General features: G+C 58.4%; 11 protein-coding genes. All 11 read left to right on the top strand.

What is annotated here, in order from left to right; genetic code table 11:
• The first annotated feature begins 178 nt into the window (after positions 1–178).
• The 11 genes from nrdJ (at position 179) to ACVW0R_RS05890 (ending at position 14,632) form a co-directional block, all read left to right on the top strand.
• Complete coding sequence (nrdJ, locus tag ACVW0R_RS05940) at positions 179–3,598, top strand: ribonucleoside-triphosphate reductase, adenosylcobalamin-dependent (protein WP_457501802.1); 3,420 nt, start codon at positions 179–181, stop codon at positions 3,596–3,598.
• Positions 3,599–3,754: 156 nt separating this feature from the next.
• Positions 3,755–4,855, top strand: a complete 1,101-nt coding sequence (locus tag ACVW0R_RS05935) for a hypothetical protein (RefSeq protein ID WP_457501801.1) — start codon at positions 3,755–3,757, stop codon at positions 4,853–4,855.
• A gap of 47 nt (positions 4,856–4,902) precedes the next feature.
• Positions 4,903–5,370: a hypothetical protein gene (locus ACVW0R_RS05930; RefSeq protein ID WP_414346720.1), complete on the top strand. Its 468-nt coding sequence runs from the start codon at positions 4,903–4,905 to the stop codon at positions 5,368–5,370.
• A gap of 245 nt (positions 5,371–5,615) precedes the next feature.
• Positions 5,616–7,625 carry an argonaute PAZ domain-containing protein gene (locus ACVW0R_RS05925; RefSeq protein WP_457501800.1) on the top strand — a complete coding sequence of 670 codons (2,010 nt, stop codon included), beginning with the start codon at positions 5,616–5,618 and terminating at the stop codon, positions 7,623–7,625.
• Between the two features lie 62 nt (positions 7,626–7,687).
• Positions 7,688–7,879 (top strand): hypothetical protein, encoded by a 192-nt coding sequence (locus ACVW0R_RS05920; protein ID WP_240527340.1) that lies wholly within the window; start codon positions 7,688–7,690, stop codon positions 7,877–7,879.
• A 43-nt stretch (positions 7,880–7,922) separates the two neighbouring features.
• Entirely contained in the window at positions 7,923–9,146 is a 1,224-nt protein-coding gene (locus tag ACVW0R_RS05915; protein ID WP_414508259.1) for a hypothetical protein, read from the top strand.
• A gap of 6 nt (positions 9,147–9,152) precedes the next feature.
• Positions 9,153–9,632, top strand: coding sequence for a bis(5'-nucleosyl)-tetraphosphatase (locus tag ACVW0R_RS05910; protein ID WP_011430977.1), 480 nt, complete (start codon positions 9,153–9,155; stop codon positions 9,630–9,632).
• 385 nt (positions 9,633–10,017) lie between these two features.
• Positions 10,018–11,262 (top strand): response regulator, encoded by a 1,245-nt coding sequence (locus ACVW0R_RS05905; protein WP_414341953.1) that lies wholly within the window; start codon positions 10,018–10,020, stop codon positions 11,260–11,262.
• A 47-nt stretch (positions 11,263–11,309) separates the two neighbouring features.
• Positions 11,310–11,684: a response regulator gene (locus ACVW0R_RS05900; protein WP_457501799.1), complete on the top strand. Its 375-nt coding sequence runs from the start codon at positions 11,310–11,312 to the stop codon at positions 11,682–11,684.
• Between the two features lie 107 nt (positions 11,685–11,791).
• A complete protein-coding gene (locus tag ACVW0R_RS05895) occupies positions 11,792–12,340 on the top strand; it encodes a chemotaxis protein CheW (protein ID WP_011430974.1) in 549 nt (182 codons plus the stop codon).
• A gap of 54 nt (positions 12,341–12,394) precedes the next feature.
• Positions 12,395–14,632, top strand: coding sequence for a methyl-accepting chemotaxis protein (locus ACVW0R_RS05890; RefSeq protein WP_457501798.1), 2,238 nt, complete (start codon positions 12,395–12,397; stop codon positions 14,630–14,632).
• The last annotated feature ends 1 nt before the right edge of the window (position 14,633 follow it).

The following is a 14,633-nucleotide window of genomic DNA, read 5'->3' as shown; positions in this document are numbered from 1 at the left end:
GTCAGCGTCGCGTAGTGACAACGGAAACGGACAGAATGCTATCGCTTCACCGCTGAGCAGTAATGCTCAGCAGTGTTCAGCGTAAATGTATCAGCTTTCCCAAAGGCAGCTTTGCAGAAGGGGTGTAACTATGGTTCAGAGCAAGGAAGCACATTCTCCGGCAATCCAGGGACTTGGTATGGGCTCCCTGGGCGAATTTCCAGCCACGGCCCCGGCGGCTGCCCCCGTGTTCTACCGTACCTACAGTCGGCGTCGCCCAGATAGCAGCCGCGAGACCTGGAGCGACGTCTGCGATCGCACCCTGGCTGACATTGCCCGCTTAGGGCGTTTTACTCCCCAAGAGCGGGAGCTGGTGGAACGTCTGCAGCGGCAGTTGAAGGCCTTGATCTCCGGTCGGGCCCTGTGGGTGATGGGCACCGACTGGATCCAGAAGCCGGAAAACTACTCCGGTGCCTACAACTGCACCAGCCTCACCGTGGTGGACTGGCGCTCTTTTGGCCTGATGATGGATTTGGCCATGATGGGCTGCGGCACGGGGGCGGTGCTGGAGCCCCAGTTCATCAACCGCTTGCCCCCCATCCTCAACCGCCTGCAGGTGCAGGTGGTGGGATCCATCGGCGCCACGCCGCGGCATTCTCGGCAGGAGCACACCCCCATCCAGCGGCAGGGATCCCGGGTGCACATCCAGGTGGGGGATAGCCGGCGGGGCTGGGTGGAGTGCTACCAGGCGCTGCTGGAGCTGGCGGCGGATCCCAGTTTTGGGGGTCAGGTGGAGGTGACGGTGGATCTCAGCCATGTGCGCCCCGCTGGGGAGCGGCTAAAAGGGTTTGGGGGCGTGGCCAACCCCATCAAGCTGCCCGGCTTGTACCAGCGCTGTGCCGCCATCCTCAACAAAGCCGTGGGCAGGCAACTGAACTCGGTGGAGTGCTGCCTGCTCATTGATGAGGCGGCCGCAACGGTGGTGGCGGGGAATATCCGCCGTAGTGCAGGTATGCGCCAGTTTGCCGCCGACGACGAGCTGGGATCTAGCGCCAAAGACAATCTCTGGCAGCAGGACGAGCAGGGCAACTGGAGAATTGACCCTGAGCGAGATGCCCTGCGCATGGCCAACCACACCCGGGTATTTCACCGCAAGCCAACGCGGGAAGAGTGCATTGCTGCCGTGCGCAAGCAGTTTTACTCCGGCGAGGGGGCTATCCAGTGGGCTGGGGAAGCCGTAGCGCGGGCCAACGCCGACCTAATCAACACCCCCGAGCTGAAGCGGGAGTTCCTCAACGTCTATGCCTCGGAGGGACCCGAGGGAGCTAGGCGCTGGATAGAGGAGCGGCAGGCAGCTAGTAGCTCTCCGTCTGTCCAACCGCCAACGTGGCATAGGGTGCAACGGTATGGGCTGAACCCCTGCGTTACCGCAGACACTTGGATCCACACGGGCGACGGCCCGCGCCAGGTGAAAGACCTTATTGGCAAGCAGCACAGCACCTACGTCAACGGCGAGCTATTCAGCACGACCCCAGAGGGGTTTTTCTACTCCGGCACCAAGCCCGTGCTCAAGCTGGTGACCCAGGAGGGATTTTCTCTTCGGCTGACGGGCAACCATCGTGTTCTCAAAGTCATTGCCCAGACTCCAAAGGCGCAATACACGGAATGGGTGCCGGCAGAAGAGCTCCGCCCGGGCGACCGCATCCTGCTGCACAACCATCGCGACCTAACCCCCTGGGATGGTGAGGGGACCTGGGAGGAAGGCTGGCTTTTGGGGAATTGGCTGGGCGACGGCAGCCTTGCCACAACCCAGTGGAATGACACGGCTGTACTGCGCTATGGGCAGGATACGCAGCAGGAGATGAGCCTACACGCGGCTCAGTTGTTGCAGGCTGCGGTAGGGTACGAACCTCGCCGGCCAGAGACCTATTATCACCCCAAGCTGAAGTGCCGGGTTATCCATTCCACCGGCTTGGCGAAACTGGCAGCTAAGTTCGGCATGGCTCCAGGACAGAAGCAAATGACTGCGGCACTGGAAGCCACAAGCTTTGATTTCCACCGCGGCTTTTTGTGCGGCCTGTTTGACGCAGACGGCAGTGTGCAGGGCGGTCAAGAGAAGGGAGTTAGTGTGCGGCTTTCCCAAAGCAACCTGGACACCCTCAAAGCTGTGCAGCGCATGCTGGCGCGTCTAGGGATTGTCTCGGTCATCTACGAGAATCGCCGTCCCGCTGGGTATCGTCTGCTGCCTGATAGCAAGCGCCAGCCAGCCCCCTACGCCTGCCAGGTGCAGCACGAGCTGGTCATTAGCGGGGACAACCTGCACCAGTTTCAGGCAGTGGTGGGCTTTCGAGAACCGCGCAAAGCTCAGAAGCTAGGTGAACTGCTCGGCAGCTACCAGCGCCGGCTCAACCGGGAGCGGTTTACGGTTACAGTTGCAGCCCTGGAGCCTGACGGCGTGGAACCGGTCTATGACTGCACCGTGCCCGGCCCAAGCTGCTTTGATGCCAATGGGTTGGTTGTCCACAACTGCGGTGAGATCATCGGATGCGACTTCCACTGCAATCTGGCCGAGATCCACCTCAACCGGCTAGATCCCCACAACCGCCAGGAGCAAGAGGAGGCCTTTACGGCAGGGGCCCTGTCGGCTGCGGCGCTATTGCACCACCGCTTTGTTGAGCCCCGCTTCCAGCGCTCAAGGGAATGGGATCCCATTGTCGGCGTCTCGTTTACTGGTCTATTTGACTTTTGCGTCAAAGCCTTTGGGGTGGACTGGCTGCGCTGGTGGCAGGAAGGGAGGCCCGATACGCCTCTGGGGCGGGAGTTTAAGCAGCAGGAGCGGGAATACCTCAGCTTTTGGAAGGAGGTCGTCCACCGCGTGGTTTGGGACTACTGCGACCGTCACGGGTTGCGCCGCCCCAACCGCTGCACAACCGTTCAACCTGCCGGCACCAAGTCGCTCCTGACTAACGCCTCTCCCGGCTGGCACCCGCCCAAGGCCCAGCGCTACATTCGCCGCATCACCTTTGCCAAAAACGACCCCGTGGCCCTGGCCTGCCTGGACTACGGCTACTCGGTGGTGCCCGCCCAGTCGGACAAGGATGAGCACGGCAACCTGCTCAACGACCCCTTTGATCCCCGCTGCACCGAGTGGCTGGTGGAGCTGCCGGTGGAGGTGGAGTGGGCCAACTTGCCCGGCGCTGAGGAGATTGAGATTGAGCGCTTTTCTGCCCTGGCCCAGTTCGACTTCTACATGCAGGTGCAAAAGTACTACACCACCCACAACACCTCGGCCACCCTCGAGCTGCGGGAGGACGAGATCGAGGCGCTGGGATCCCGCATTTACGAGGCCATCCGCGACGACGAGGGGTACATTAGCGCAGCGCTGTTGGCGCGCTTCGACGCCCCCTTCCCCCGCTTGCCCTTTGAGAAAATTGACAAAGCCACCTACGAGCGGCTGATGGCCGAGGTCAAGCAAAGACGAAAGACCGACAACTTTTACGAGGCGCTGGCGCGCTATGACCGCAACCTCGCCCTAACCGCAGAGGGGCCAGCAGGGTGTGATGCCCTCGGCTGTCTGATGCCGGAAGCTAGCCCGCAGGGCGAGAACCCGTCCCGCTAGCAGAAGGGGGGATCCCGCCTCGGGCTCTGGCTACACTGTTCTTGGCCGGCATATCCGAGCACTGCGCGCCTTGGCAGCCCCCTCGGCAAGCTAGGGGCAGGGGGGTTGGCACCGTCCGGTTTTCCCTGCTCGAGCGTTTGGTGGCTGGAGGATCTGATGCAGACAGGAGCGCAGCTCCCGAGGAAAGCCTGGACAAGGGAAACCTGGCGCAGGCTAAGGGGGCTGGTGCTGGCGCTGGCGGTGCTGCTGGGGATCGCCTGTTCTAGCCTCAAGGGCTCTGGGACCTCCCCTCCTGGATTGATCCCTCCTCCGCCTGAGCCGGGCAGCCGGTCGATTCCTCTAGCGGTGCGCACTCTGGGCACCAGCCGCTTTAAGTTGCTGGGCTTGACAGTGGGTGTGGCTGGAAGCGAGGCTGAAGTGCTTCTGGATACCGGCTCAGCAGGGCTGCGTATTCTGTCGTCGGTAGCAGGGCGCTTTGGCTTAGAGCGGACGGGGATCCCTTCCACGGTAACCTTCGCCGATGGCACGCGATTTATTGGCGTGCTGGCTCGCGCTCCCTTCAGCTTGGGTGGGATCCAGAGCCGAGAGCCGGTCACGATTCAGTTGATTGACCAAATCACCTGTGTGGAGCCGCTGGTGGCCAGCTGTTCCGACTATCTATTTGGGCCAGGGCAGCCCTTTGCCGGGATCCTGGGCACCTCTTTGGACGAGCGCAGCCCCGATCGCAACTTGTTTAGTCCCCTCACCCGCCTGCCGGGCAATTTCCGCTCTGGGTACATTGTTCAGACAGGGGGGTTCGACTCTGTTCAAGGCCTTTTCACAGTCGGCCTGACGGAGGCCAACACCGCTGGCTTCAGTTTTCGGCCACTGCCCCAGGTGGGTAGCTTTCCCGATGGCACACCCATCTGGCGGGATGAGGCCCTGCAGGTGGCCTACAGCATTGGCAACACTTCTATCCAAAATGCCCTCAGCCCCACCGTATTTGACAGCGGCGCTTCCGACATCTTCCTCAACGTTCGCCTGTTGGGAGCAGCTCCCTTTCCCACCTCAACCCTACCCCCAGGCTCGGAATGGCGGGCTCTCTTGGAGGGAGCCTTTGACTACCGCATTCGGGTTGGCTTTCCGGTAACGCCCAGCCGGGATCGGATCTTTGTCAACGGCAACCAGAGCGTGCAACTGTTGGGCATGCCCCTGTTTTTCAACGCCGATGTTGCCTTTGATATTGAAAGGGGGCGGATCGGCTTTCACCTGCGCTGAGGCCGATCCCCTCTTCTGAAGCCTCGAGTTAACTGCGGAGGAAAGTGATGGTTGCCCAAGGGATCCCTGCCCATCGAAGGACACGCCGCTGGCCCTGGGTCTGGGTTCTGCTGCTGTTGTGTTGGCTGGGGTTGGGTGCACCAGCCTGGCCGATTAGCTTGGGGGATCCCTTGCCGGAGTGGGCTAAGTCTATGCAAGTGGGGCGGCAGCGGCTGCGCGGCGTGGAGCACTACCAAGGCCAAGAGCAGATCCGGGCCTACGGCAACCAGGCGGGACGAGTGTTTTGGATTCAAATCGAAAGCAGTGCCGACCTGCCGCCGGATCCCCGGCAGTACCTGGGAGAGTACCAGGCGTTTCCAGCCGAGGTCCTCCAGGTAGTACCGCTGCGGGCGCAGCGGTTGCGCTTCCAGCAGGGAAATCGCAGCGCCGAATGGCAAGTGGTGGGCATGAGCGGCCACTTTGAAGCTGAGGCGTTTAGCTATGACCTGGCCCCGCCCGAGTTGTTTCAGCCCTGACCTAGGGGCACGATTGAGACAATTAGGGCTTATCCTAGAGAGGAGCTTAAACGCAAAGTTTGCTAATGAGACTGCTTCAGCAAGAAGTTCCAGTTATCCTCAATCGCTTTCTTGTTAAGGAGCTAGCTCAGGAAGACCTCACCTTTTATGAGTACGACTGTAGGCCAAACCCACCCCCGGAGCTAGGAGAAGAGCAGAGAGCTATCGCTAGGGTTTGCAATCGGCTAGATGTAATAGCTGCTCGTTTGGGAAGTCGCATTATCACGCAGGAAAGAGTTTCGCCCAGCCAGCTCAAAACACCAGAGTGGGAGTTGGAAGAGCGTGGGCTTAGGGTTCTAACCTGTGCCAATGCTCAAGAAAGAAGCGCCCTCGAAAGCTTTGAGCGCAAGAGGATAGGGTTGCGCCTTAAATCTCAGTACAAGAAAACTGAAGTCGAATGGATAGGAGGCGGCCTGCTCTGGTGGGTGACTGCTCAGAAAGAGGTAGAACTTTCCGGAGAAGGCTGGGAAATCCACAGAGGGAGAATGATAGATGTTGCCGTCGAACCAGACGGAAAGCTTTACTTAGAAGTCGATATTCATTACCGCTTCTACACGCCGTGGACTTTGCATGAATGGTTGGAAAGCTATCCGGACGTTCCAATCGAGATTGTGCGAAATACATACTTTGATGCGAACGGCAAACGTTTGACTTGGAAATATCTGCGTATTCTTTCTAACCAATCCCCACGGGAGATTCGGTTACCAGAGCAGAACATCAGTCTGGCGGAGTATCATTTACAGAAGTACAATGCACTTGTAGAAGAAGTTGAGAGCTCTTGGGTAGTCGAAGTAGCATCAAAGGAAAGACGTTATCCCCATCTCTCCCGAAGGTTATCGCCTGCTTTAACCTTGGAGATGCTAGCCAGTCTAGAAGACAACAGAAGCCCTGGCGGAAAAGTTAGCGCCGCTGTTATCGAGTGCATCAGAAAAAGTTTGAAAGAACGATTCGAAAAGTCCGAAGAGACTGCGAGGACCATTATAAAGGAAGTCTACAAACTTTCTCCTGAGGAAATTAAGCCGCTAAAGACCCAAGGCTACATCCTGCCCAAGCCAAAGCTATTGGGATCGGGTCGCAGACCAGTTGAAAATCCTGCTCGGGTTAGATACCGGGGATGTGCGAAGGTAGGCGAGACCAAGTTTGCATGTCTAAACCTCTATGACGACAAGCGAGAGTACCCTAGCGAAGTGCTCAACTGCTTGCTTGAGGTAGCCCAAAAAAGCGGCGCGGAAATTGAAGTAGACTTCTATGCCACTCAGCAAGACTTGCCTGAGGGCGATCTCGCCCGAAAAAGGTTCTGGCAAACCTGGGCTGAGCAAGGGATCAAAACCGTTTTGGTCGTTATGCCGTGGTCACCCAATAAGGACAAGCAAAAGATCCGTGTGGAGGCTCTCGAAGCGGGGATAGCAACTCAGTTTATGATCCCTGGGGCTGATCCCTACAAGGCTCTAAACGTCGTCCTCGGGCTTCTGTGCAAGGCAGCGTGGCAGCCGGTACTCCTGGAACCCCTCGACGATCCTGTAGGCCCTGAGCTGATCATCGGCTTCGATGTGGGAACCAATCGGCGGCTATACTACGGAGCCTCTGCTTTCGCTGTTCTGGCTGATGGGCAGAGCTTAGGTTGGGAGCTACCTGCTGTGCAGAGAGGAGAAACCTTCTCCGGGGACGCAATTTATCAAACTGTGTCCAAACTTGTCAATAGGTTTTATGACAAGCTTAGTCGATATCCAAGCAAGGTTCTCTTGATGAGGGATGGTTTAGTTCAAGGAGGCGAATTTAGTAGAACAATTGAGGAGCTAGAAAAAGAAAAGATTGCTGTGGATATTGTTGGCATACGCAAAAGCGGTACAGGAAGAATGGGGATAGAAGAAGGAAAAGGTAAGTACAAAGATGCCAAAATAGGCACTGTTGTTTTCGACTACTCGCGAAAGTCGTTTACTCTAATAACAAGCCAGCCCATTAGAAAAGGTGGGAACTCCCTCGGCAGTGCAAGACCTCTGCGAGCGATCCACGAGCACGGCAAGACTCCCTTGGAAGTTCTGGCTTTACAAACCTATCACCTCTCTCAACTTCATCCTGCCAGTGGCTTCCAAGCCTGTAGGCTGCCCTGGGTGCTCCATTTTGCCGACAAAAGCGGCAAGGAGTTCCAGCGCCTTGGCGATAACATCTTCAGTATCCTGCAAAACATAGATCGCCAGAAGTTAATTGCCGTCTAGCAAGGAAGGAGGCTCTCCCCTGAGGGCCCTGCTAGGATGGGGAAGGGTTTGGGATGCCGACTATGTTCACCAACAACGAGGTCTGGAAGACCTTTTTGAGTAACCCCGTTGTCTTCTGCGGGGGCTTCCTAAGCGGCCTGCTGCGCTTGGACATCAGGCAAGATCCGCTGCGGAGCTGGCTGGAGTCCCAGGGCTTGAGGGTAGAGGATCCGCCCGCCCCCACCCAAGGCCCTCAGTCTATTTCCATCGAGTAGGCGGACAGACAGGAGGGATCCCTTTGAAGAGTAAGGTAAGCTGATGTCCCCCAAACAGTCCGACCCGAGAAGGTGGCAACGGCAGGGATCCCTCGGCGGGGCGGTACTCCTGCTAGCAGGGCTGGTTGCCCTCCAGGCGGCGGATCTGGCCTTGGCCCAGTCGGATCCCGCTTCTCTCCCAAGCTCTGAGCAAGATCCCCAAGCTTGGCTGCAGCGCTACAACGCTGCTCTGCGCCAACTGCCACCTCCGCCCAACCTGCAGTACCGCCAGCAGGTGCGGGTGGAGGGATCCCAAACCTTTACAGCCACCTTGGATGTGCTCTATTGCCGCGACGGCAGTTGGCAGGCTTGGGTAGCCGAGGGGGATCGTGTTCGCCTGTTGGATTCGCGGCAACTGGAAGCGGTGAACCAATCGGACTTGCTCAAGCTGTATTCCGTGTACGTGAGCCGGCCCGAAGCGCTCCTGCCCTCGGTGAGCTTTCATCTAGAGGCTGATCCCAGCCGCTACCGCGTCCTCTCCTCAGAACGGGTAACTCTGGCGGGATCCCCTGTCCAGCATCTGCGTTTAGAGCCTCTCCAAGAGGGCCAGGTGCGGGAGCTGTGGCTGGATCCGGAGTCGGGGCTGCCGCGGCAGGTGCTCTTGTTTTTGTCGGGGGTGTGGGGACAGGCCTATGCCCTGATAGGGTTTGCGGCAGTGCCGGATCCCCAGGCAGGGGTTAGCTACTGGCTGCCGGAGAGCACCCGCATCAATTTGGCCTACGGGTTTTGGACGCTGGAGGGCCTGACCCGCCGCCTGTTCAGGGGATCCCTTTCCATCCGGCACGACTACCAGGACTACCGCATCCTGCCGGAGGGGGTGCAGCTGCGCTTTTTGCCCTCGCAGCCGCCGGTGGATGCGCCGCCGGTGGTGGCCGGCCTGCCGGAGAGCACGCCCCCAGTGGAGCTAGGAGATGTGCAGGTTTTGGGGGTGGATGAGCAGGGAAACCAGCAATTTAGCATTGGCCTAGGCCGACGCAGCGAGGCCAAGACCCCCTTGGAAGACCGCATCGCCGCCTTTAACCTCACCCGACCGGCCAGCCGCAACGCCCTTACCCAGATCGATACCCTAGCCTTCTTGCCTTTGGGGAGCAGCCAGTTGCCTATCTACCTCTTTCAATTCGACACGGGTCGCCCTCTCTATCCCCTGCAAGGGGTGGAGCGCCCGCGGGTGGATCCCAACGGGGTTTTCGATCCCAGGCCGCCCGCCATCAAACTCTTTGGAGACTAGCTCCCCATGCTGACCGATGCCGCCTACGGCGTAATCCCGATCCTGCCCCTCCCGCCCGCCCAGGGATCCCATCTCTACCTGCTCATCCAGCATCAGAAGGGGCACTGGGCCTTTCCCAAAGGCCACAAAGATGAGGGGGAAAGCGACTTGGCGGCAGCCCAGCGGGAGTTGCGGGAAGAAACCGGCCTAACCGACTACCAGCTCCTGACCCTGCCCGGCCAGCCTGGCCCTTTGACGCTGCAAGAGGCCTACACTTTTATAGATCCCGAGGGAAACGCGGTGGCCAAGACCGTCACCTACTACGTGGCTCTGCTGCCACCCCAGTTTCCTCCCCCTGAGCTGCAGGTGCAACCGGAGGAGGTGGCCGCCTACCGCTGGTGCTCCTACCCCGAAGCCTTGGAGCAGATCAGCTTTGAAGAAAGTCGGCAACTGCTGCGCCGCTGCCAAGCCCACCTGGAGCAGCTTTGGAAATTGGAGAAGACCTAAGTTCCGTATTTTTACGGAAGAGGTTTATCGGGGTTACCTTTATCTTGTCTTGCAGGCTTTCCGTGGGAAGTTCCCGAGTAAGAAAGCCAGCAGACAATCTGAGGGCTAGCCTTCACCTTTAGAGATTGGCTGATGAGCAATAGTCATCGATCTCCCCAGGAGGAGAGTTTTTCTGAATACGGATTGAACGCTGAAACTGCCTTTGAGTTCGTGCAGCCTTGGCCGTCTTGTTGGGCTTGGCTCATCTAAAGATCTCGTCTGGGTCAGGGCTGGGCTTGAACTGTATTCTGGAAAGCATTTTTTCACCGGCTTGTGGGGTAGCTAAGACTTCAGTCGTGTCATCAACCTCAGCGCAGGAAATTGTCCGAGCACGTCCTCTCGACCCATGAACCGTCCCCCCGTCTGTACAGAAGTCTCGGCCCATCTGCTGAACGCAGAGGTCAGCTTCACAGGAGTTGTTCGGTATTTCAGTGCCTTGGACAAAGGGGAGGGGCTGGGCACTTGGTCATTGGTGTTTCACCAAGGTCGCCTGGGGTTTGCTCACCACAGCTTGGAGCCCTTGGAGCGCTTGGATCGCCACCTGCGTCGGCTCAGCCATCAAGTCTTTTCTCTGACTCGCCAAAATTGCCTACGTATCCATCGGCAGGTGGAGGCGCTATTGGCTCAGGAGACTGGGCCTCTACCTGCAGACCTTCTGGGGCTGAGTTGGATGGTAACGGAGCAACTGCTGCCTTGGGAAGCTGCGCGCAGGTTGAATGCTTGGATCGGCGAGGAGGTGCTGCAAAATCTGTTGCTGGTTCCAGGGGGCTTTCAGCAGGAGATCATCCCACTGGACAACGTGCCCACCCTGGGCCAGTGGGATGGGGGATCCCTGCTCGACCTGATCCAAAAGCGGCTACGGGCATGGCAATCTTTGGGGCCTGAGATCACCTCCCCCTACCAACGGCCCTACTTTGCCAGCCGGGCCCAGGCAGAACGCCTTCCCGCCGAGCAACAGGAACGGCTAGGCCGGTTACTGAAGGGGTTTAGCTTCCGCCAGTTGAGCGCCCTTCTCGATCAAGACGACCTCCAGATCGCTCGCCGCCTACATCCTCTGGTCAAAGCCGGTATCCTTGTCCTGCGGGATCCCCAGCCCCCCTTTGATCGGCTGCCCAAAACCTACTCGGCCAAGCTTGAGACAGAATCACAGCCCTCAGAAACTCCCACCGTCCCTCTTCACCTGGCCAACGGGCTTGCAGATCTAGGCCCATCTCCCCAGGCCTCGAAAACCTGGATTGTGGCCTGTATTGACGACAGCGAAGCCATGCTCAGCGAGTTGCAGCGGTTGTTGGAAGGGCACAACCTGGTCATTCACGCCATCAGCGACTCTTTGAAAGCCCTGATGAAGCTGACCACCCTCAAGCCAGATTTGATCCTGCTGGACGTGGGTATGCCCAACGTGGATGGCTACCAATTGTGCAGCCTCATCCGCAAATCCTCCGTGTTAAAGGATGTGCCGGTGGTGATGGTCACAGGCCACAAAGGTCTGATCGATCGGGTGAAGGCGCGCCTGGCCGGTGCCACCGATTACCTGACCAAGCCCTTTCGGCAGGAAGAATTGCTGCAGATGGTGTTTCGCTATCTCAGCTAGGGATCCCTCTAAAGGTTCGTCGAAAAAGAGGTAAGGAGATGTCGATCATGGTGAAAGTTCTTGTGGTGGAAGATGTGGCCTCGGAGCGACAGCTCATCAGCGATTACCTCCGCTCAGAAGGCTATCAGGTGGTAGCGGTGGCCAACGCCCAAGAGGCATTGCAGCAGATCCGCGACGACAAACCCGATGTGGTGCTGACGGACTTGGTCATGGAAGGCATGAGCGGGCTGGAATTGTGCCGCCAAATCAAGAAAAACCCGGAAACCCAAAAGTTGCCCGTTGTGGCCTGTACTTCTAAAAATCAAGAGCTGGACAAACTCTGGGGCATGAAGCAAGGGATCGATCTTTATCTGACCAAGCCTTTTACCCGCGAAGACATTTTGCGGGCCGTGAAATCAGTAGTGCTCAGCCCGAGCTCATGATTTTTGCCACTCCTGTCCTTGCTGAGCTGCGCCTCCAGTTAGGATCCCTGTGATTATCACGAATTGTTCTTAGGAGATGTCTTAGAATTGGCAGAGCGAGAACGGCAATGGCGGTAGCTTTCTCCCCACACAGCCCTACTTCTACCCGTACCGGCGAGCTGTACTTACATCTACAGTTGGGGGTAGACTGTCGGGCCCTTTTGCCCATGGCATTTGCCCAGGAAGCTCTAATTGTTGGCCCGCACCACTTTACCCTTCTCCCCAACCAGCCCGCATGGGTGCTGGGCTTGTTCAACTATCGCAATCGCATTCTCTGGGGACTGGATCTGCCGCAATTTCTCGGCCTAGAGCCCTTGGACTTTGGGCAGCCCGAACACCACTTGGTGGTGATGCGCCCAGAATTTGGGGGCTCTGCATCGCCAGTGCGAACAGGCTTGGGCCTGGCAACCCAACACGTGAAAGGAGTAGCTCGAGTGCCCGCCGAGGAGATCCAACCCTTAACAAAAGCCCAGGCAGCACAAAACAACTTTCGACTGGAGAACTTCTACGACTCTTGCAAAGGGCTGGTGTTGGAAGGGGATGAGCCTCTCTGGGTGCTCGACCCTCTTGCCATTGTCCAAAAGCTCAACTCAGTTGATTCCTCGGCAAACCCTTGAGCTTGATCTTGGCGACCTTTTCCCTGACTTACCCTCACTTAAAGGCAAAATTCTATGGTTTCCTTCCGTCCCCTCTTTCTCAGGCCTGCTCCATCTTCTCGGCCCCAACGCAAAGTCGCGGGATCCCGCCTGGCCCTGGCAATCAGTTTTCCTCTGGGCATCAGCTCCCTGCTGTTTGCCGTCTCTGCCGGCAGCGTAGCCCGCACCTATTTCGAGTTCAAGCCGGCGATCTTGCGGCAGTTCACCCTGCAAAACCTGAGCGATCAGGTGATCTATTTGGATGAAGTCTTGACCATGTCTGCCCGCATGGCCGCTGCCAGCGGGGATCTGTCCTGGGAAGAGCGCTACAACATCCATGTCCCTCAGTTGGATGAGGTGCTGGCGGAGATTCAGCAATTGGATCCCGCCTCTTACGAAGCCTATGCAGCCAAAACCACAGCAGCCAACATCAAGCTGGTGGAGTGGGAAGTGCAGGCTTTTGATCTGATTCGGGCCGGCGAGCAGGAACGGGCTTTCAACTTGCTGCACAGCCCTGAGTACGAAGAGCAAAAGCGCATCTACGCCGAAGGGATCAACCAAACCCTGGAGGCCATTCGCAGCAACATTCAGGCCAGCGTCCAGCTTTACGAGCAAGATCTGCTGCAGGCTTTGATCTTTTCCGGCATCAGCTTCCCGATTCTGCTGCTGAGCTGGGGGATCATTTTGATCCTGGTGCGCAACTTTGTGCGGGAACGCAACGCCACCTACGAGCGACAAGTTTCCGACACCCGACTGGCCCAGCGGTTTGCCGATATTGCCCGGATTCGCCAAGAGCAAGAGCTGATCGATCCCCTAACTGACTTGTTGGGCGAGATGCGCCAGCGCTTCGGTGCCGAACGAGTGGCCTTCTATCGCTTGACCGCTCCCGAAGAGGCGCAGGTTATCGCTGAATCTCACGACAGCCGCCTGCCCGACACCTTGGGCACCCTCCTCCGCAGGATCCCGGCTCCGATCCAGCAGGCTCTCCACGGCGGGCAAGTTTACGCTTTTGGCCCGGTGCCTAGGCCAGATCTGGGCGCCGACTACCTGCAGAGGCTGGCCACAGCCCAACTGAAAGCCGAGATGATAGCGCCGGTGGTGCGTGGCGATGAGCTTTACGGTTTTTTGGCAATAGGCCGCGCCCAAAGCCAGAGCTGGTCTGACGAAGAACAGAAAACCTTGGCAGAGCTGGCCAACCGCCTGGGTCAAGCTTTGGGTAACCTGGGGGCGCTGGAGCAAAAAGCCGTGGCGGCCCAGGAACGGGAGCGGTCGGAAGCGCTGCAAAGAGAGCTGCTGCAGCTTATCAGCGAGGTCAAAGAAGCCTCACGGGGGGATCTCACGGTGCGGGCGCAGCTAACAGCCGGACAAGTTGGCATCATGGCGGACTTTTTCAACGTCATTATCGAGAGCTTGCGCGACATCGTGATTCAAGTGCAGCAGGCCGCCGGTCAAGTCAACCAATCCATTGGTCGTGACGAGGCAGCCATTCGCGAGTTGGCCGAAGCCGCTCTCCGACAGGCCACCCAAATCGAAGAGACCTTGCGCTCTGTCGAGCAAATGACGCTCTCAATCGAGGAGATAGCCGATAAAGCCCAACAGGCCGCCACCGTTGCCGAATCTGCCGCCGCCACGGCCATCAACAGCAGCTTGACTATGGATCGCACAGTGCAAAACATCCTGCAACTGCGGGAAACGGTGGCCGAAACGGCCAAGAAGGTGAAGCGGCTGGGGGAATCTTCCCAGCAGATTTCCAAGGTGGTGTCCTTGATCAACCAGATTGCGCTGAAAACCAACCTCTTGGCGGTGAACGCCAGTATCGAGGCAGCCCGTGCCGGCGAAGAAGGGCGAGGTTTTGCGGTGGTCGCCGAGGAAGTCGGGGCACTGGCGGCCCAGTCGGCAGAAGCCACCCGCGAGATCGAGCGCATTGTGGAAGGGATCCAACGGGAAACCGGCGAGGTGGTACAGGCGATGGAAACCAGCACCGGCCAGGTGGTGGAGGGAACCCGCTTGGTGGAAGCAGCCAAGCAGAGCCTGGGACAAATTGTGGAAGTCTCGCGGCAGGTGAACCAGCTCTTTCAGGCCATTGCCCGCTCCACCGATGCCCAGGCAGATGCATCTCAAACGGTGCGCCAGTTGATGCAGCAAATCGCCAACATTGCCGCCCAGACGGCGGCAGCCTCGCAGCAGGTGGCCAACTCTCTCCAGGCTACGGTGGCGGTTGCCCGTCAGTTGCAGACTTCTGTGTCCACCTTCAAGGTGGGGGAGGCGGTTTAGC

The organism is Thermostichus sp. MS-CIW-15 (assembly GCF_054060575.1).
This window is presented reverse-complemented; position numbering and strand designations above follow the sequence as displayed.